Source organism: Aquabacterium sp., from assembly GCF_044226965.1.
Taxonomy (GTDB): domain Bacteria; phylum Pseudomonadota; class Gammaproteobacteria; order Burkholderiales; family Burkholderiaceae_C; genus Pseudaquabacterium.
The window spans coordinates 1-16,039 of record NZ_JBGAGA010000105.1 but is presented as its reverse complement, the minus strand read 5'-3'; the positions used below and the strand labels follow the sequence as shown (position 1 = coordinate 16,039).

The window sequence follows — 16,039 nt, the reverse complement described above, 5'->3', positions numbered from 1 at the left end:
CTTCGACTGCAAGCCCTGCGAGATGCATGTGGTCGGCCGCCTCAAGCCGCATGTGCTGAAGCAGGCCGCTGCGGTGCCGATGCAGTTCTACCGCACCCGCCCGGTGGAGGGCGTGGCCCAGCCGGCCACCGGGATCGCCTGAGCCACGACCGCCGGCCCCCTCATCGGCGCACACGGCCATGAGCACCGGCTCCCCCGCCCCCGAGCAGCAGTTGCAGCAGGAACTGCTGCGCCTGTCCTTGCGCAATGCCGCGCGCAGCGTGCCGATGCAACTGGTCGCGGCCGGCTACCTGGTCTACCTGAGCTGGACCCACGCGGCGCCGGTCCTGACCATGCTGCTGGCCCTGCTGGGCCCGGGCGTCGGCCTCAGCCGCTGGTGGATTGCCCGGCGCTATGCCGACACGGCGCGCCTGAGCCCGGCCGACGTACGGCGCGCGCGGGGTGCGATCGAGCTCAATGCCTGGCTGGCCGGCGTGCTGTGGTCGGTGGCGCTGGCCGTGGTCTATCCGCGCCTGCAAGGCATCGACACCACGATCCTGCTGGTCATCATCATCGGCTCGCTGGCGATGGCGGCCCTGTTCATGTCACTGGCCGGGCGCTCGTACCTGCTGCTCAGCGTGCCGCAGGTCGCCACGCTGACGATCGTGAGCCTGCTGTCCGAACCGGTGCGCTCGCTGCCGCTGGCCGCGATGGCCGCGATCTTCGGGCTGACGCTGCTGCGTGCGTCGTTCGACTACCGCGACACCGCCGAGCGCGCCATCCGGCACCGCCTGGAGGTGGACGCCGCCAATGCCTCGCTGCAGCAGGCCAAGGACGCCGCGGAAGCGGCAAGCCGCGCGAAGACCGAGTTCCTGGCATTGATGAGCCACGAGATCCGCACACCGATGAACGGCGTGCTCGGCGCACTGGACCTGCTGCGCCGCGGCACGCTGGACGCGCGGCAGCGCCGGCTGGTGCGCATTGCCGCATCGTCGGGCAGCACCTTGATGGCGCTGCTGAACGACGTGCTCGACCAGTCCAAGATCGATGCCGGCAAGTTCACGCTGCACCGGCAACCCATGTCGCTGCATGCGCTGCTGCAATCGGTGGTGACCTTGTTCCGCGCCAGTGCCGAGGCACGCGGACTGCAGCTCGAACTGCGCGTCGACGAGCAGGTGCCCGACCGCGTGATCGGCGACGCGCAACGCCTGAAGCAGGTGCTGTCCAACCTGATCGGCAATGCGCTGAAGTTCACCGAGCAGGGGCGCGTGGAACTGCGCGTGATGCAGCAGGCCGGCCTGCGCTTCGAGGTGCGCGACAGCGGCATCGGCATCGCGGCCGACCGGCTCGAGCGGCTGTTCGACCCCTTCTACCAGATCGACACCTCGCGCCGGCGCAGCCGCGGCGGCACCGGGCTGGGCCTGTCGATCAGCCAGCGCATCGTCGAAGCGATGGGCGGCAGCATCGAAGTGCAGTCGGCGCCAGGCCGCGGCTCGGTGTTCGGCTTCACGCTGCAGCTGCCGGCCGATCCTGCACCGGCGCCCCTGCCGCCGACCGATTCGCTGCACGGTGCACTGGACGACGAGCCCGCCAACCTGCACGGCACCGTGCTGCTGGCCGAGGACAACCCGGTGAACCGCCTGATCGCCGTGGAGATGCTGCAGGCCCTGGGCTTGCAGGTGCTCGAAGTCGACAACGGCCAGGCCGCGGTGGAACTGCTCGAGAGCCAGCCCGTCGATGCGGTGCTGATGGACTGCCAGATGCCGTTGCTCGACGGCTATGCCGCGGCGCGCCGCATCCGCGAGCGCGAGGCCCGTGAAGGCCGGCCGCGCACCCCCATCCTCGCGCTGACCGCCGACGCCTTTGCCGACGACGCCGAACGCGCGCGCGAAGCCGGCATGGATGCGCGCCTGACCAAGCCCTTCAACCAGGCCCAGCTGCGCGAGTTGCTCGAGACCTGGCTGTGACGCGGGACCCGCGGCCGCTCAGACTGGCCGCCAGGCGTCGGGGTTGGCCGCCAGCCACTGCCGCGCCGAGCTGTCGTCCTGCTGTTGCGGATGGAAATCGCCCCGCAGGTATTCACGCCAGGGCCCACGCAGTTGCCGCACCAGGCCGTCACGGCCGAACAGCAGCCTGAAGCCGCTATACCAGGTGCTGGGCTTCCACCAGCTGCCGTCATGCCACAGGTTCAGCCAGGTCTGGCGCAATGCATCGACGATGAAGTTGAAGCTGACGATGCGAAAGATGCGCAGGCGCCATTCCTCGTTGCCGCCCAGCGCGCGGTACAGGTCGAACGCGGTGCTGCGGTGCTCGGACTCCTCGCTGGAATGCCAGCGCCACAGCGTGGCCATGCGGTCCTCGGCGCCGCTCAGCGGCGCGGGATTCGTCAGCAGGTATTCGGCGAAGATCGCGGTGAAGTGCTCGGTGGCCGCGGTCACCGCCAGGTGGTTGCGCAGGTCCACGCCCTGCAGCGCGGCAATGCGTTGCCGGGCCCGGCCTTCCCAGGCATTCACCAGCCCGCGGCGCGCCAGGTGGTCGTTGTACAGCCCGTGGATGCGGCGGTGCGTGGCCTCCTGGCCGATGAAGCCCTTGACCTCGGCCTCGAAGCGGGCCCGCTGGTCGGCGGGCAGCGCCTGCAGGCCGGCGCGCACCGAGTCGATGAAGAACTGCTCGCCGACCGGGAAGCTCATCGACAACGCATCGAAGAACGCGGTGCGGAACGCATCGCCGCCATTCCAGTGCCGCGCCAGTGGCGTTTCCAGGTCGACCAGCAGACGCCGCACCGTCAGTTCGCTCATGCCTGTTCCTTGCTGCGGCGCCGCGACGCCCCTGTGACCCGAGATCCCCTGCCCGCGGTACCTGCCGGTACCGCGGGCGGCGCATCATGGTCCGACGCCCGCGGTACTGTCAAGTACCAGCGGCGGGGCCGTGGCGGGCAATGGCATGATGACGACCGATGAGTGCCGTCCTCCACCCCGCCACCGACCACCGCCGCCGCCTGCTCGATGCCATGGCCCACGCGGTGGCCGGCAAGGGGTATGCGGCGGTGACCATCGCCGACCTGGCCGCCGAGGCCCGCGTCTCCAAGCGCAGCTTCTACGAGCACTTCGCCGACAAGGCCGACTGCCTGATCGCGCTGTACGAAGCCGCCAGCCGCCAGTCGCTGGACGTGCTGCGCAAGGCCATCGACCAGCGGCGTGACTGGCATGCGCAATGCGAACAGGCGCTGGCCGCGTACTTCGGCACGCTGGCCTGCAACCCGCCGCTGCTGCGCACGCTGTTCATCGAGATCTTCGCGCTGGGCCCCGCCGGCCTGGCCGCGCGGCGCCGCAGCTCGCAGCACTTTGCCGACTTCATCGTCGAGGTGGTGGGCCCCGGCCTGGCCATGGCACAGGCCGTGGCCATCGTCGGCGGCATCCATGAATGGGTGCTGCAGGCGGTGGAGAGCGACCGCGTCGCCGAGCTGCCCCAGTACGTGGCGCCGGCGGCCAGGCTGATCCGCGCGGTGGTCGACCACTCGGCCTGACCCTTCCCGCAACACCGGCGCGCCGCACCGCTTCGCGGCGCCGACCGGCCCCGCCAGGCACCAGCCTGGGCCATCACGCCCCGCCAGCGCACGTGGTCGATCGACCCCGGCGCGGCCCTGGGACACCCGTTTCCCTCGTGGCTTGACGTGCCGACAAGCGCAGGCACGGCGGTTGCTAGTCATGACTTGTCATAACAAGTTGCGCCCCATGAGCAAGCCACGCACCCCCAGCGCCCAGGTCGTGCCGCTGCACGACACGGCAGCGCCCCGCCCCACGCGGCCCGCGCCGCTGGCGCAGACCGACCTGGCGGCCGCGCTGGCCGCCCAGTCGGCCCAGTCGCCGGCGCCGCTGTACGCGCAGATCAAGCAGTTGCTGCGCGAGCGCATCCTCGACGGCAGCTACCAGCCGCACCAGCAGATGCCGTCCGAGGCCGAGATGATGGCCAGCTTCGGCGTCAGCCGCATCACGGTGCGCCAGGCGCTGGCCGACCTGCAGAACGAGGGTTTGATCTTCCGGCTGCATGGCAAGGGCACCTTCGTGTCCAAACCCAAGGCCTTTCAAGATCTGGGCCGGCTGCAGGGCTTCGGCGAAGCGATGCGCGAGCATGGCTACGAAAGCTTCAACCGCGTGCTGTCGATGCAGAGCGTGCAGCCGCCGGCCGCGGTGGCGGAGCGCCTGCGCCTGCCGCGCCGCGGCAAGGCCACCGAGCTGCGCCGGCTGCGCTTCCTGAACCGCGAGCCGATCTCGCTGGACCTGAGCTACCTGCCGCCCGCGCTGGGCCAGCGCCTGGGCAGGAAGGACCTGGCCACGCGCGACATCTTCGCGATCCTGGAGAACGACTTCGGCCTCGCGCTAGGCCATGCCGACCTGCAGATCGGCTCGGCGCTGGCCGACGAAACGCTGGCCGGGCTGCTGCGCGTCGAGGAAGGCGCGCCAGTGCTGCAGATCGAGCGCACCACCCACCTGGCCGACGGCACGCCGATCGACCACGAACTGCTCTATTACCGCGGCGACGCCTTCCAGTACAAGGTGCGCGTCGATCGCGTCGCCGCCCCGGCATCCACCCCCTCTGCGGAGAAGGCATGAACACGATCGAACTCGAATACGACCTCGTCGTCGTCGGCGGCGGCACCGGTGGCCCGATGGCCGCGGTGAAGGCCAAGGAAGCCAACCCCAAGCTGCGCGTGCTGGTGCTGGACAAGGCCCACGTCAAGCGCAGCGGCGCCATCTCGATGGGCATGGACGGGCTGAACAACGCGGTGATCCCGGGCCATGCCACGCCCGAGCAATACACGAAGGAGATCACCGTCGCCAACGACGGCATCGTCGACCAGCAGGGCGTCTACGCCTATGCCAACAACAGCTTCGCGATGATCGAGGAGCTCGACCGCTGGGGCGTGAAGTTCGAGAAGGACGAGACCGGCGACTACGCGGTGCGCAAGGTGCACCACCTCGGCAGTTATGTACTGCCGATGCCCGAGGGCCACCACATGAAGCGCGTGCTGTACCGGCAGCTCAAGCGCGCGCGCGTCGAGATCACCAACCGCGTGGTGGCCACGCGGCTGATCACCGGCGTCAATGGCGAGGTGGCCGGCGTGATGGGCTTCGACTGCCGCACGGCCGACTTCTACGTCATCCGCGCCCGCGCCGTGGTGCTGTGCACCGGCGCTGCCGGGCGCCTGGGCCTGCCGGCCTCGGGCTACCTGTTCGGCACCTACGAGAACCCCACCAACTGCGGCGAAGGCCACGTGATGGCCTACCACGCCGGCGCCGAGCTGACCAACCTCGAGTGCTTCCAGATCAACCCGCTGATCAAGGACTACAACGGTCCGGCCTGTGCCTACGTCACCGGTCCCTTCGGCGGCTATACCGCGAATGCACAGGGCCAGCGCTTCATCGAGTGCGACTACTGGAGCGGCCAGATGATGCTCGAGTTCTTCAACGAACTCGAAGGCGGCCGCGGCCCGGTGTTCCTGAAGCTCGACCACCTGGCGGAGGAGACCATCGGCGAGATCGAGCACATCCTGCACAGCAACGAGCGCCCCAGCCGTGGCCGCTTCCATGCGCAGCGCGGCACCGACTACCGGCGCCAGATGGTCGAGATGCACATCTCCGAGATCGGCTTCTGCTCCGGCCACAGCGCCTCGGGCATCTGGACCAACCACCGCGGCGAATGCTCGATCCCCGGCCTGTATGCCGCCGGCGACTGCGCCAGCATTCCGCACAACTACATGCTGGGCGCCTTCGTCTACGGCAAGTTCTGCGGCGAGAACGCCGCCGCCTACCTGGCCGACGCCGCCGCGCCGCAGGTCGATGCCGGGCGCATAGCCGCCGAGCGCGAGCGCATTGCCGCACCGCTGCGCCGCAGCGAGGGGCTGACGCCGTTCCAGGTCGAATACAAGACGCGCCGCGTCGTCAACGACTACCTGCAGCCGCCGAAGGTGACGCGCAAGATGGAGATCGGCCTGCAGCGCTTCGACGAGATCCGCGAGGACCTCGAACATGTCAGCGCGGCCGATCCGCACGAGCTGATGCGCGCGATGGAGGCCGCCACCATCCGCGACTGCGCCGAGCTCGCCGCGCGGGCCTCGCTGTTCCGCACCGAAAGCCGCTGGGGCCTGTACCACCTGCGCGTGGACCATCCCGAGAAAAACGACGCCGACTGGTTCTGCCACACCAACGTCACCAGCGACGCCGACGGCCGTGCCGTGTTCCGCAAGCGCGCCGTCGAGCCCTACGTCGTCGAGCTCAACGAGGAAGAGCGCAGCGCCTACCAGCGCCTGCGCGTGGCCGGCAGCGGCCAGCCTGCGCGCGAACCCCAAGCCGCCTGAACCAGGAGTACCGCCATGACCATCGCCCTCACCCGCACCCAGGCGCCCGTCGTCGTCGACGAGGACAAGTGCATCGCCGACAAGGGTTGCACCGTCTGCGTGGACGTCTGCCCGCTGGACGTGCTGGCCATCGACCTCGTGAAGAACAAGGCCTTCATGAAGTTCGACGAATGCTGGTACTGCATGCCCTGCGAGAAGGACTGCCCCACCGGCGCGGTGCACGTCAACATCCCCTACCTCGTGCGTTGAGCGGAGGACCCGACCGTGATCCACCAACGACTCGCGAGCCCGGACCCGGCAGTGCGCCGCGTCGCGGTGCTGGACCTGCCCTACAGCGACGAGGAAGACGACATCGCGCCATTGCTGGTGACTGCGCTGGCCGACCCCGACGCCGGCGTGCGCCTGGAAGCGGCCAAGGCGCTGGAAGGCTATGAGGAAGCCACCGTGCTGCAGGCGCTGGTGCCCTGCCTGAAGGACGGCGACGCGGCCGTGCGCGAAGCCACCGCCGCCACGCTGGCCGAGCTGAAGCAGCCGGCTTCCGCGGCCTGGCTGCTGCCGGCGCTGGCCGACCCCGCGCCCGGCGTGAAGGCCGCGGCCCTGCGGGCGGTGAAGGCACTGCGCGTGCCCGAGGCCTTCGGGCCCGCGCTGGCCGCGCTGGCGGACGCCGACGCCGGCGTGCGCCGTGAAGCGGTGGGCGTGCTGGGCTACCTGAAGGACGCGCGCGCCATCGCCGCGCTGACCGAACTGGCCGCCCACGACCCCGATGCCGAGGTGCGGCGCGCGGCCGTGGGCGCACTGGGCTTCGCGCATGAATCGCAGGGCTTGAGCGTGCAGCCGGCGCTGACCCGCGCGCTGGCCGATGGCGCCTGGCAGGTGCGCGAGGAAGCGGCCACCACGCTGGCCAAGCTGGGCAGCAGCGCGGTGGCCACCGACGAGCTGGTGCGCGCGCTGGCCGACGACTACTGGCAGGTGCGCGTGAAGGCCGCGCGCAGCCTCGGCAAGCTGAAGGCACGCGCCGCCGTGCCGGCCCTGTGCGAAGCGCTGCAGCACGAGGTGAGCAACCTGCGCAAGGAAGCCGCCATCGCGCTGGGCGAGATCGCCGATCCGCGGGCTATCACGCCATTGGAGCGGGCGCTGGCCGACCCCGATCCCGACGTGCGCAAGCTGGCCAAGCTGGCACTCACCACGATGCAGCTCAACGGGAGCCCGGCATGACCCACGTCGTCACCGAAGCCTGCATCCGCTGCAAGTACACCGACTGCGTCGCGGTGTGCCCGGTCGAATGCTTCCACGAAGGGCCGGACTTCATCGTCATCGACCCCGCCGCCTGCATCGACTGCGGCGTGTGCATCCCCGAATGCCCGGTCGAGGCCATCGTCGAGGCCAAGGACCTGGCGCCCGACCAGGCCGAGTACCTGGACCTGAATGCCCGGCTCGCGGCGCGCTGGCCGCTGATCACGCAGTCGCGCGATCCGCTGCCCGACGCCGACGCCTGGGCCACCCGACACGACAAACGACAGCTGCTGAGCGAGAACCCCGAGCCCACCCTCACAGGAGTTCCCGGATGAAACCCATGCGTCTTTCCAAGCTGCTCGCCGCGGCGCTCGCCCTCCTGCCGGTCCTGGCGCTGGCCGCCGGCAAGCAGGTCATCACCATCGGCATCGGCACGCAGAACACCACCACCAACACCGTCACCGGCGGCATCGTCATCAAGGAGATGAAGCTGCTCGAGAAGTACCTGCCGCGCACCGGCAAGTACCAGAACGTGGAGTGGCAGCTCGACTGGCAGAACTTCACCTCCGGCCCGCCCGTCACCAACGGCATGGTGGCCGGCAAGCTGCAGATCGGCATGATGGGCGACTACCCGCTGCTGGTGAATGGCGCCACCGGCCAGCAGAACCAGGGCAACGAGACCGAGCTCGTCGCGGTGATCGCCTACAACGCCTTCGGCGCCGGCAACGGCGTGGTGGTACACAAGGACAGCCCGTACTACGACCTGGCGGACCTGAAGGGCAAGACCGTCTCGGTGCCTTTCGGCTCGGCGGCGCACGGCATGATGCTGCAGGCCATGCAGGAGCGCGGCTGGCCCGACGGCTACTGGAACCTGGTGAGCCAGAGCCCCGAGGTCGGCACCACCAACCTGCAGGAAAAGAAGATCGACGCGCACGGCGACTTCGTGCCCTTCGCCGAACTGCTGCCCTACCGCGGCTTCGCGCGCAAGATCTTCGACGGAGCGCAGACCAAGGTCCCCACCTTCCACGGCGTGGTGGTGCGCAAGGACTTCGCAGACAAGTACCCCGAGGCGGTGGTGGCGTACATCAAGGCCCTGATGGAGGCCAACGACTGGGTGCGCAAGAACCCGAAGCTGGCCGCGCAGAAGATCGAGGAGTGGACCAAGATCGAGAAGGAGGTGGCCTACATCTTCCTCGGCCCGGGCGGCATCCACACGCTGGACCCGACGATCAAGCCGCGCTGGATCGACACCCTCAAGACCGCGTTCGGCGTGCTGCACAAGCTGGGCCGGGTGAAGGCGTTCAACGTCGAGGGCTGGGTCAACGAGACCTACGTGCGCCAGGCCTTCAAGGAACGCGGGCTCGACTACGACGCGCAGAAGCAGACCCTGGCCAACTACGACATCGAGGGCAAGGACCCGGTGTGCAAGGTGGCGGTGACGCGGCCGAAGGAAGCCGGCGAGATCTGGCTGGCCGGCCCCGGCGGCGGCGAGATCGTGCCCGCCAGCTCGCCGGCCTGCACGCTGGCCGGCATCCGCCAGTACGAGGCGGCCGGCCGCAAGGTGCAGGTGGCCTATGTGTTCGACAAGGCGCTGGGCATCAAGGTGTTCGCCGACAAGGCCTTCTACGCGCTGGACAACCGCGATCCCCGGCACCCGGTGGCCACGCCCTTCCTGCTGAAGAAGGACGCCGAGGCCGCCGCGGCCCAGGCCGGCGGCAAGCTGGCCACCTATGCCGAGGCGCTGGGCCAGGCCGCCGCCACGCTGGCACTGGCCACCGGGAAGTGACCGCCATGCTCGGAAGCGCCCAACCCCTGAATGACGCGGCCTTCGCCGCCGCCGAGGCTGCCGCCGCGGCGCCGTCGACCCGATCGGCCAGCGTGGCCAAGCTGCCGCTGGCCGGCACGCCGCCCGCGGCGCCCGCAGTGCCCGCGCGGCGCCGCCCGCGCCGCCGCGCGCCGGCCTGGCTGCAGGGCCGCGGCTTCGCGTGGCTGTGCGGCCTGGTGTCGATCGGCAGCGTGCTGCTGGCCTGGCACCTGGCCACGCACTACCGGCTGGAGGCCTACGTCCGCTTCGGCAACATCCCCACGCCGGCGGCGGTGCTGGACAAGGTGATGGAGCTGAACCAGTCGCCCAAGTTCGTCACCAACATCGGCATCAGCCTGCGCCGCATCCTGCTCGGCTTCGCGGCCGCCACGCTGCTGGGCGTGGCGCTGGGCCTGCTGATCGGCCGCTACCGCCTGGTGCGCTTGCTCAGCTTCCCGGCGCTGGAAGTGTTCCGGCCGATCCCGGCGATCGCCTGGGTGCCGATGTCGATCATGCTGTGGCCGGACAACGAGGTCTCCATCGTCTTCATCACCTTCCTCGGCGCCTTCTTCCCGATCTTGCTGAACACCATGCACGGCGTGGAGGCCATCGACCCGGTGCTGCTGCGCGCGGCGCGCTCGCTGGGCGCCGGCGAGCGCAGCGTGCTGGCGGAGGTGGTGCTGCCCGGCGCGCTGCCGCACATCTTCACCGGGCTGGCGGTGGGCATGGGCGTGGCCTGGGTGTCGCTGATCGCGGCCGAGATGATCTCGGGCCAGTTCGGCATCGGCTACTTCACCTGGGAAGCCTACTCGCTGATCTCCTACGCCGAGATCGCGCTGGGCATGATCACCATCGGCGTGCTGGGTCTGCTGTGCAGCGGCGCGATCCGCCTGCTGGCCCGCGCGGCGATGCCGTGGCAGGCCCACGCGGCCACCGGAGGCCGCCGATGAGCGCCGTCACTCCGCTCCATCCGGGCCATGCGCAAGGCGGCCACATCGAGCTGCGCCAGCTCGGCATCCGCTTCGACCTGAAGGGCCAGACCGTGACCGCGGTGGACGAGGTCAGCCTCGCGGTGCAGCCCGGCGAGTTCGTCTCGCTGATCGGCCCCTCGGGCTGCGGCAAGTCCACGCTGCTGAACGTGGCCGCCGGCTTCCTCGAACCCAGCAGCGGCCTCGCGCAGCTGGACGGCGAGCCGATCGAAGGCCCCGGCTCCGACCGCGGCGTGGTGTTCCAGCAGTACTCGCTATTCCCGTGGATGACGGTGCGCAGGAACGTCGAGTTCGGTCTGAAGATGAAGGGCGTGCCGCGCACCGAGCGCGAATCGCAGGCGCGCACGCTGCTCGGGCTGGCGGGGCTGCTGGCCTTCGAGCACCACTACCCCGACCAGCTCTCCGGCGGCATGAAGCAGCGCGTGGGCATCGTCCGCGCGCTGGCCACCGGCCCGCGGGTGCTGCTGATGGACGAGCCCTTCGGCGCGCTCGATGCGCAGACCCGCGTGGTGATGCAGGAGATCCTGACCAACATGTGGCAACGCCTGCGCATCTCGGTGCTGTTCGTCACGCACGACATCGACGAGGCGGTGTTCCTCTCCGACCGCATCCTGGTGATGACCGCCCGCCCCGGCCGCATCAAGGCCGAGCTGGCGGTGCCGCTGCCGCGGCCGCGCACGCCGGAGATGTGCAACTCGCCCGCCTTCCTGGCGATGGTGCAGCAGCTCAAGGGCCTGATCCGCGAGGAAAGCCTGGCGGCCATGGGCGGCGAGCTGCGCGAAGGCGGTCTGGCCGGCCTGTCGGCCGAGGTCGGCCCGCAAGGCGTGGGAGCCCTGCTGTGAAGCCGGCCACGCCGACCGACGCCGACATGCTGCCGCAGCAGGTGATACTGCATGAAGTGAGCGGCCATCTGACCCTCGCCTGGGCCGACCTCGGCCGGCGCCGGCTTGGCGGCCCGCAGCTGCGCGCCGCCTGCCGCTGCGCCGGCTGCGAGCACGCCCGCCGCCGCGGCCGGCTGGCAGCGCCGCAGGACGACACCCGCCTGGCCGGGCTGCAGCCGATCGGCGAGTTCGGCCTGCAGCTGCAGTTCAGTGATGGCCACGAGCGCGGCATCTTCCCCTGGGCCTACCTGCGCGAGCTGGCGCAGCGCACAGAAAGCGAAACCGCATGAGCAACCTCTTCGAATCGCGGGTGCTGAGCGTGCACCACTGGACCGACCGGCTGTTCTCGTTCACCGCCACGCGCGACCCGGGCTTCCGCTACCAGAGCGGCCAGTTCACGATGATCGGGCTGACGGTGGAGGGCCGGCCGCTGCTGCGTGCGTACAGCATGGTCAGCCCGCACTGGGACGACACGCTGGAGTTCCTGAGCATCAAGGTGCCCGACGGGCCGCTCACCTCGCGCCTGCAGCATGTGCAGCCGGGTGACACGGTGCTGGTCGGCCGCAAGGCCTCGGGCACGCTGCTGCTGCAGAACCTGCTGCCGGGCAAGCGGCTGTACCTGCTGTCCACCGGGACCGGGCTGGCGCCCTTCATGAGCGTGATCCGCGACCCCGAGACCTACGAGCGTTTCGAGACCGTGGTGCTGGTGCACGGCTGCCGCCAGGTGGCCGAGCTGGCCTACGGCGCGCTGATCGAGCGCGAGCTGCCGCAGCACGAATACCTGGGCGAAGCCGTCGCGCGCCAGCTGCGCTACTACCCCACCGTGACGCGCGAGCCCTTCCGCCACCAGGGCCGCATTCCGTCGCTGCTGGAAACCGGGCGCATCGCGCACGACCTCAGCCTGCCGCCGGTGGGCGCCGAGCACGACCGGGTGATGATGTGCGGCAGCCCCGAGATGCTGCGCGACACGCGCGACTGGCTCGACAAGCGCGGCTTCGTCGAAGGCAACATGAGCCGGCCCGGCCACCATGTCATCGAACGCGCCTTCGTCGACAAGTAGCCCGGCGCTGCCCGGCGCGGCCGCCCGCTGGCTGCAGCGCCTGCCCGGGCTGGCGCTGTGCGGCGCGCTGGCGGCCGCCGCCTCGCACGTGGCGGCGCTGCAGGGCGGGCCGCTGATGCTGTACGCGCTGGCCTTCGGCCTGGCCTTCCACTACCAGAGCAGCGAGCCGCACAGCGCGCCCGGCATCGCCTGGTGCGCCAGCACGGTGCTGCGGCTGGGCGTGGGGCTGCTCGGCGCGCGCATCACCAGCGACCAGTTCGCGCTGCTCGGGCCTTCGACGCTGGCGGTGGTGGGCGCGGGCGTGGCCGGCACGCTGGCGCTGGGCCTGCTGGGCGCGCGGCTGCTCGGCCTGCCGCGCAGCCTAGGCATCCTGGCCGGCGGCGCCACCGGCATCTGCGGTGCATCGGCCGCCTTGGCGCTGGCCGCCGTGCTGCCGCGCGACGATCGGCTGGAGCGCGACACGCTGGCCGTGGTGGTGCTGGCCACCTTGCTGTCGACGCTGGCGATGCTGCTGTACCCGCTGATCGCCCGCGCGCTGGCGCTGCCGCCAGCCGCCGCCGGCCTGTTCATCGGCGGCAGCATCCACGACGTGGCGCAGGTCGTCGTGGCCGGCTTCGCGCTGGGCCCGGCCACCGGCGACCAGGCCACGCTGGTCAAGCTGATGCGCGTGGCCACGCTGGCCCTCGTCGTCGCGGCCGTCGCACTGGCCCATCGCCGGGCGGGGCCGGCGCGCGCGCCAGCGGTGCCGGGCTTCCTGCTGCTGTTCGTCGGGCTGGCCGCATGGCGCTCGCTGGGCGGGATGCCGGCCTGGCTGCCGGGCCGGCTCGATGCACTGGCACAGGCCTGCCTGCCGCTGGGCGTGGTGGCGCTGGGCGCGCGCAGCTCGCTGCCCCAGCTGGCGCGCCTGGGCTGGCGGCCGGTGGTGCTGATGCTGGGCTGCACCGTCGGCCTCGGCGCCGGCATGCTGCTGGCCGCGCTGCGCCTGGGCTGACAAGGCCTCGCAGGGCCGGGGCCATCGCGGCGCGGCGCTGCAGGCGGCGGCGGCCGCAGGCAAGATCGCGGGCATGGTTCCCTTGTCCGTTCTCGACCTGGCCCCCATCGTCGAAGGCAGCGATGCTGCCCAGGCCCTGCGCAACACGCTCGACCTCGCCCAGCATGCCGAACGCTGGGGCTACCGCCGCTACTGGCTGGCCGAGCACCACAACATGGACGGCGTCGCCTGCTCGGCCACCGCGGTGCTGGTGGGCCATGTGGCCGGCGGCACGCGCAGCATCCGCGTCGGCTCCGGCGGCGTGATGCTGCCCAACCATGCGCCGCTGGTGGTGGCCGAGCAGTTCGGCACGCTGGCCACGCTGTACCCGGGCCGCATCGACCTGGGCCTGGGCCGCGCACCGGGGACCGACGGGCTCACCGCGCGCGCCTTGCGCCGCCACCTGGCCAGCGAACACGAGGACGCCTTTCCTCAGGACGTGTTGGAGCTGCAGGCCTACCTCGGCGACGTGCAGCCGCGGCAGCCGGTGCGCGCGATTCCCGGCACCGGCACCCATGTGCCGATCTGGCTGCTGGGCTCCAGCCTGTACAGCGCGCAGCTCGCGGCCTACCTCGGCCTGCCCTTCGCGTTCGCCTCGCATTTCGCGCCGGACATGCTGGAGCAGGCCTTGCACGTCTACCGCAGCAACTACCGCCCGTCCACCGACTGGCCGCGGCCGCATGCGATGGTCGGCGTCAACGTCATCGCGGCCGACACCGACGACGAGGCCGCGCGCCTGTTCACCTCGCTGCAGCAGCGCTTCCTCGGCATGCAGCGTGGCCAGCGCGGGCCCTTGCCGAAGCCGATCGACCCGGGGCTGATGGAGACGCTGTGGGACCCGCGCGAGAAGGCCGGCGTGCAGCGCATGCTGGCCGCCACCGCGGTGGGCGCGCCGGACACGGTGGCACGGCAGCTGGCGGCGATCCTGGACCGCACCGCGGCGGACGAGCTGATCGTCGCCGGCGCGGTCCACGACCATGCGGCACGGCTGCGTTCCTACGAGCTGCTCGCCACGCTGCCGTGAGCTGCGTCACGCGGCGCGGTAGCGCGCCGCGATACCCAAGGGAGCGCAGAAACAAACGCAACATCTCGGCGCCTGGCTGAAGCACGCAAGTGCAGGTGCGCGTCGCACACTGCGGGCCGTCTGACCCCTTCCGTCAGCCGCCATGCCCGCACATCCTGCACCCGCCGCTTCCAACACCCCGCACACGCTGCTGCCGCTGAGCCTGCTGGCCACCGGCAAGGCCCTGCCCTCGCGCTGCGTCAGCTCCGAGGCGCTGGACCGCGAACTCGGCCGCGCCCCGGGCTATGTGCAGCAGAAGTCCGGCATCCACCAGCGCCACTACGCCGGCAGCAGTGAAAGCCAGGCCGAACTGGCCGCCGCCGCGCTGCGCGACGCGATGGCCCGTGGCGGCATCGCTGCGGGCTCGATCGACCTGCTGCTCTCGGCCAGCGGCGTGCCCGACCAGGCGCTGCCGGCGATGTCCTGCCGCATCCTCGAGCCCGCCGGCCTGCGCCCGGGCACGCCGGCCTTCGATGTCAATGCCAGCTGCCTCGGCTTCCTGGCCGCGCTGCAGATGGCCGCCGGCCTGCTGGCCAGCGGCGCGTACCGGCGCATCGCGATCACCGCCTGCGACCTGGCCTCGCGCGGCATCGACTGGGCCGACCCCGAGGCCTCGCTGATCTTCGGTGACGGTGCCGCCGCGGTGATCGTCGAGGCCGGCGATGGGCGCCAGGGCATCCTCGCGCAGCGCTTCGAGACCCACCCGTCGGGCAAGCAGATGTGCGAAGTGCGTGCCGGCGGCACCGCCCGCAACCCGCGCACCGGCGTGCAGGCGCAGGACTTCCTGTTCGCGATGCAGGGCCGCGCGGTGTTCAAGCTGGTCTCGGGCCTGCTCGACGGCTTTCTCCAGCGCCTGTTCAGCGGCAGCGGCCGCGGGCTGCACGATGTCGACCTCGTCGTGCCGCACCAGGCCAGCCACCTCTCGATGCAGCACCTGCAGAAGCGCCTGGGCCTGGCGCCGCAACGTGTGGTCGACATCTACGCCAACCACGGCAACCAGGTCTGCGCCTCGATCCCCACCGCGCTGCACGAGGCCGTCACCAGCGGCCGCGCGCGCCGCGGCAGCCAGTTGCTGATGCTGGGCTCGGCCGCCGGCGTCACGCTGGGCGGCATGGTGCTGGCGCTGTGATCCTCGTCACCGGCGCCACCAGCGGGCTCGGCCGGAACGCGGTCGACGACCTGCTGCAACGCGGCATCCGCTTCCGCGCCACCGGCCGCGACCCGGCCCGCCTGGCCGAACTGCGCGCGTTGGGCGTCGATGCAGTGGCCGCCGAGCTGGCCACGCTGGATGCCACGCAGACCCGCGCGCTGCTCCATGGCGTGCACACCATCTGGCACTGCGCCGCACTGTCCTCGCCCTGGGGTCCGGCCGCGGCCTTCGAGGCCGCCAACGTCACCGCGACACGGCGCCTGGCCGAATCGGCGATCGCGCTGCGCGTGCCGCGCTTCGTGCACATCTCGACGCCCTCAATCTACTTCGACTACCGCCCGCACCGCCAGATCACCGAGAGCTTCCGCGCCCGGCAGCCGGTGAACGCCTACGCCGCGAGCAAGCTGCGCGCCGAGCGCTACCTGCGCGCGCTGGCCCGCGGGTGCAACACCACGCAGTTCGTCATCCTGCGCCCGCGCGGCCTGTTCGGCC

At 71.0% G+C, this 16,039-nt stretch carries 17 protein-coding genes; 16 read left to right on the top strand and 1 reads right to left on the bottom strand.

The window, feature by feature from the left end:
* The first annotated feature begins 179 nt into the window (after positions 1–179).
* Positions 180–1,946 carry an ATP-binding protein gene (locus tag ACILR4_RS27670; protein ID WP_395704119.1) on the top strand — a complete coding sequence of 589 codons (1,767 nt, stop codon included), beginning with the start codon at positions 180–182 and terminating at the stop codon, positions 1,944–1,946.
* 18 nt (positions 1,947–1,964) lie between these two features.
* Here ACILR4_RS27670 and ACILR4_RS27665 read toward each other — a convergent pair whose 3' ends face one another.
* Positions 1,965–2,777: a metal-dependent hydrolase gene (locus tag ACILR4_RS27665; RefSeq protein ID WP_395704118.1), complete on the bottom strand. Its 813-nt coding sequence runs from the start codon at positions 2,775–2,777 to the stop codon at positions 1,965–1,967.
* 158 nt (positions 2,778–2,935) lie between these two features.
* Between ACILR4_RS27665 and ACILR4_RS27660 the strand changes: the two genes are divergently transcribed.
* The 15 genes from ACILR4_RS27660 to ACILR4_RS27590 form a co-directional block, all read left to right on the top strand.
* On the top strand, positions 2,936–3,505 hold the full coding sequence (locus tag ACILR4_RS27660) for a TetR/AcrR family transcriptional regulator (protein WP_395704117.1): 570 nt from the start codon (positions 2,936–2,938) through the stop codon (positions 3,503–3,505).
* A 208-nt stretch (positions 3,506–3,713) separates the two neighbouring features.
* Positions 3,714–4,592, top strand: coding sequence for a GntR family transcriptional regulator (locus ACILR4_RS27655; protein ID WP_395704116.1), 879 nt, complete (start codon positions 3,714–3,716; stop codon positions 4,590–4,592).
* The gene (locus ACILR4_RS27650; RefSeq protein WP_395704115.1) at positions 4,589–6,337 is read left to right on the top strand and encodes a fumarate reductase/succinate dehydrogenase flavoprotein subunit; all 1,749 of its coding nucleotides are present in this window, start codon (positions 4,589–4,591) and stop codon (positions 6,335–6,337) included. The genes ACILR4_RS27655 and ACILR4_RS27650 overlap by 4 nt, the downstream gene beginning before the upstream one ends.
* A gap of 15 nt (positions 6,338–6,352) precedes the next feature.
* Positions 6,353–6,586, top strand: a complete 234-nt coding sequence (locus ACILR4_RS27645; protein WP_173134375.1) for a ferredoxin family protein — start codon at positions 6,353–6,355, stop codon at positions 6,584–6,586.
* Between the two features lie 15 nt (positions 6,587–6,601).
* Positions 6,602–7,552 carry a HEAT repeat domain-containing protein gene (locus ACILR4_RS27640; protein WP_395704114.1) on the top strand — a complete coding sequence of 317 codons (951 nt, stop codon included), beginning with the start codon at positions 6,602–6,604 and terminating at the stop codon, positions 7,550–7,552.
* Positions 7,549–7,905, top strand: a complete 357-nt coding sequence (gene fdxA / locus ACILR4_RS27635; protein ID WP_395704113.1) for a ferredoxin FdxA — start codon at positions 7,549–7,551, stop codon at positions 7,903–7,905. The genes ACILR4_RS27640 and fdxA overlap by 4 nt, the downstream gene beginning before the upstream one ends.
* Complete coding sequence (locus ACILR4_RS27630) at positions 7,902–9,356, top strand: ABC transporter substrate-binding protein (RefSeq protein ID WP_395704112.1); 1,455 nt, start codon at positions 7,902–7,904, stop codon at positions 9,354–9,356. Before fdxA ends, ACILR4_RS27630 begins: the two co-directional genes overlap by 4 nt.
* Before the next feature lie 5 nt (positions 9,357–9,361).
* Entirely contained in the window at positions 9,362–10,324 is a 963-nt protein-coding gene (locus ACILR4_RS27625) for an ABC transporter permease (protein ID WP_395704111.1), read from the top strand.
* The gene (locus tag ACILR4_RS27620; RefSeq protein WP_395704110.1) at positions 10,321–11,205 is read left to right on the top strand and encodes an ABC transporter ATP-binding protein; all 885 of its coding nucleotides are present in this window, start codon (positions 10,321–10,323) and stop codon (positions 11,203–11,205) included. Before ACILR4_RS27625 ends, ACILR4_RS27620 begins: the two co-directional genes overlap by 4 nt.
* Positions 11,202–11,534: a gamma-butyrobetaine hydroxylase-like domain-containing protein gene (locus ACILR4_RS27615; protein ID WP_395704109.1), complete on the top strand. Its 333-nt coding sequence runs from the start codon at positions 11,202–11,204 to the stop codon at positions 11,532–11,534. The genes ACILR4_RS27620 and ACILR4_RS27615 overlap by 4 nt, the downstream gene beginning before the upstream one ends.
* Positions 11,531–12,304 carry a ferredoxin--NADP reductase gene (locus ACILR4_RS27610; RefSeq protein WP_395704108.1) on the top strand — a complete coding sequence of 258 codons (774 nt, stop codon included), beginning with the start codon at positions 11,531–11,533 and terminating at the stop codon, positions 12,302–12,304. The genes ACILR4_RS27615 and ACILR4_RS27610 overlap by 4 nt, the downstream gene beginning before the upstream one ends.
* Complete coding sequence (locus tag ACILR4_RS27605) at positions 12,273–13,295, top strand: YeiH family protein (RefSeq protein WP_395704107.1); 1,023 nt, start codon at positions 12,273–12,275, stop codon at positions 13,293–13,295. Before ACILR4_RS27610 ends, ACILR4_RS27605 begins: the two co-directional genes overlap by 32 nt.
* A gap of 73 nt (positions 13,296–13,368) precedes the next feature.
* On the top strand, positions 13,369–14,358 hold the full coding sequence (locus ACILR4_RS27600; RefSeq protein WP_395704106.1) for an LLM class flavin-dependent oxidoreductase: 990 nt from the start codon (positions 13,369–13,371) through the stop codon (positions 14,356–14,358).
* 142 nt (positions 14,359–14,500) lie between these two features.
* Positions 14,501–15,526, top strand: a complete 1,026-nt coding sequence (locus ACILR4_RS27595; RefSeq protein WP_395704105.1) for a 3-oxoacyl-[acyl-carrier-protein] synthase III C-terminal domain-containing protein — start codon at positions 14,501–14,503, stop codon at positions 15,524–15,526.
* Positions 15,523–16,039 (top strand): NAD-dependent epimerase/dehydratase family protein (locus ACILR4_RS27590; RefSeq protein ID WP_395704104.1); only part of this gene is annotated, 517 nt, incomplete at its 3' end. The genes ACILR4_RS27595 and ACILR4_RS27590, both read left to right, overlap by 4 nt.

What these genes read in the sequence shown, in the direction of transcription:
- ACILR4_RS27670 (WP_395704119.1), top strand. Translation starts at nt 180, where the DNA reads ATGAGCACCGGCTCCCCCGCCCCCGAGCAGCAGTTGCAGCAGGAACTG.
- ACILR4_RS27665 (WP_395704118.1), bottom strand. Translation starts at nt 2,777, where the DNA reads ATGAGCGAACTGACGGTGCGGCGTCTGCTGGTCGACCTGGAAACGCCA.
- ACILR4_RS27660 (WP_395704117.1), top strand. Translation starts at nt 2,936, where the DNA reads ATGAGTGCCGTCCTCCACCCCGCCACCGACCACCGCCGCCGCCTGCTC.
- ACILR4_RS27655 (WP_395704116.1), top strand. Translation starts at nt 3,714, where the DNA reads ATGAGCAAGCCACGCACCCCCAGCGCCCAGGTCGTGCCGCTGCACGAC.
- ACILR4_RS27650 (WP_395704115.1), top strand. Translation starts at nt 4,589, where the DNA reads ATGAACACGATCGAACTCGAATACGACCTCGTCGTCGTCGGCGGCGGC.
- ACILR4_RS27645 (WP_173134375.1), top strand. Translation starts at nt 6,353, where the DNA reads ATGACCATCGCCCTCACCCGCACCCAGGCGCCCGTCGTCGTCGACGAG.
- fdxA (WP_395704113.1), top strand. Translation starts at nt 7,549, where the DNA reads ATGACCCACGTCGTCACCGAAGCCTGCATCCGCTGCAAGTACACCGAC.
- ACILR4_RS27630 (WP_395704112.1), top strand. Translation starts at nt 7,902, where the DNA reads ATGAAACCCATGCGTCTTTCCAAGCTGCTCGCCGCGGCGCTCGCCCTC.
- ACILR4_RS27625 (WP_395704111.1), top strand. Translation starts at nt 9,362, where the DNA reads ATGCTCGGAAGCGCCCAACCCCTGAATGACGCGGCCTTCGCCGCCGCC.
- ACILR4_RS27620 (WP_395704110.1), top strand. Translation starts at nt 10,321, where the DNA reads ATGAGCGCCGTCACTCCGCTCCATCCGGGCCATGCGCAAGGCGGCCAC.
- ACILR4_RS27610 (WP_395704108.1), top strand. Translation starts at nt 11,531, where the DNA reads ATGAGCAACCTCTTCGAATCGCGGGTGCTGAGCGTGCACCACTGGACC.
- ACILR4_RS27605 (WP_395704107.1), top strand. Translation starts at nt 12,273, where the DNA reads ATGTCATCGAACGCGCCTTCGTCGACAAGTAGCCCGGCGCTGCCCGGC.
- ACILR4_RS27600 (WP_395704106.1), top strand. Translation starts at nt 13,369, where the DNA reads ATGGTTCCCTTGTCCGTTCTCGACCTGGCCCCCATCGTCGAAGGCAGC.
- ACILR4_RS27595 (WP_395704105.1), top strand. Translation starts at nt 14,501, where the DNA reads ATGCCCGCACATCCTGCACCCGCCGCTTCCAACACCCCGCACACGCTG.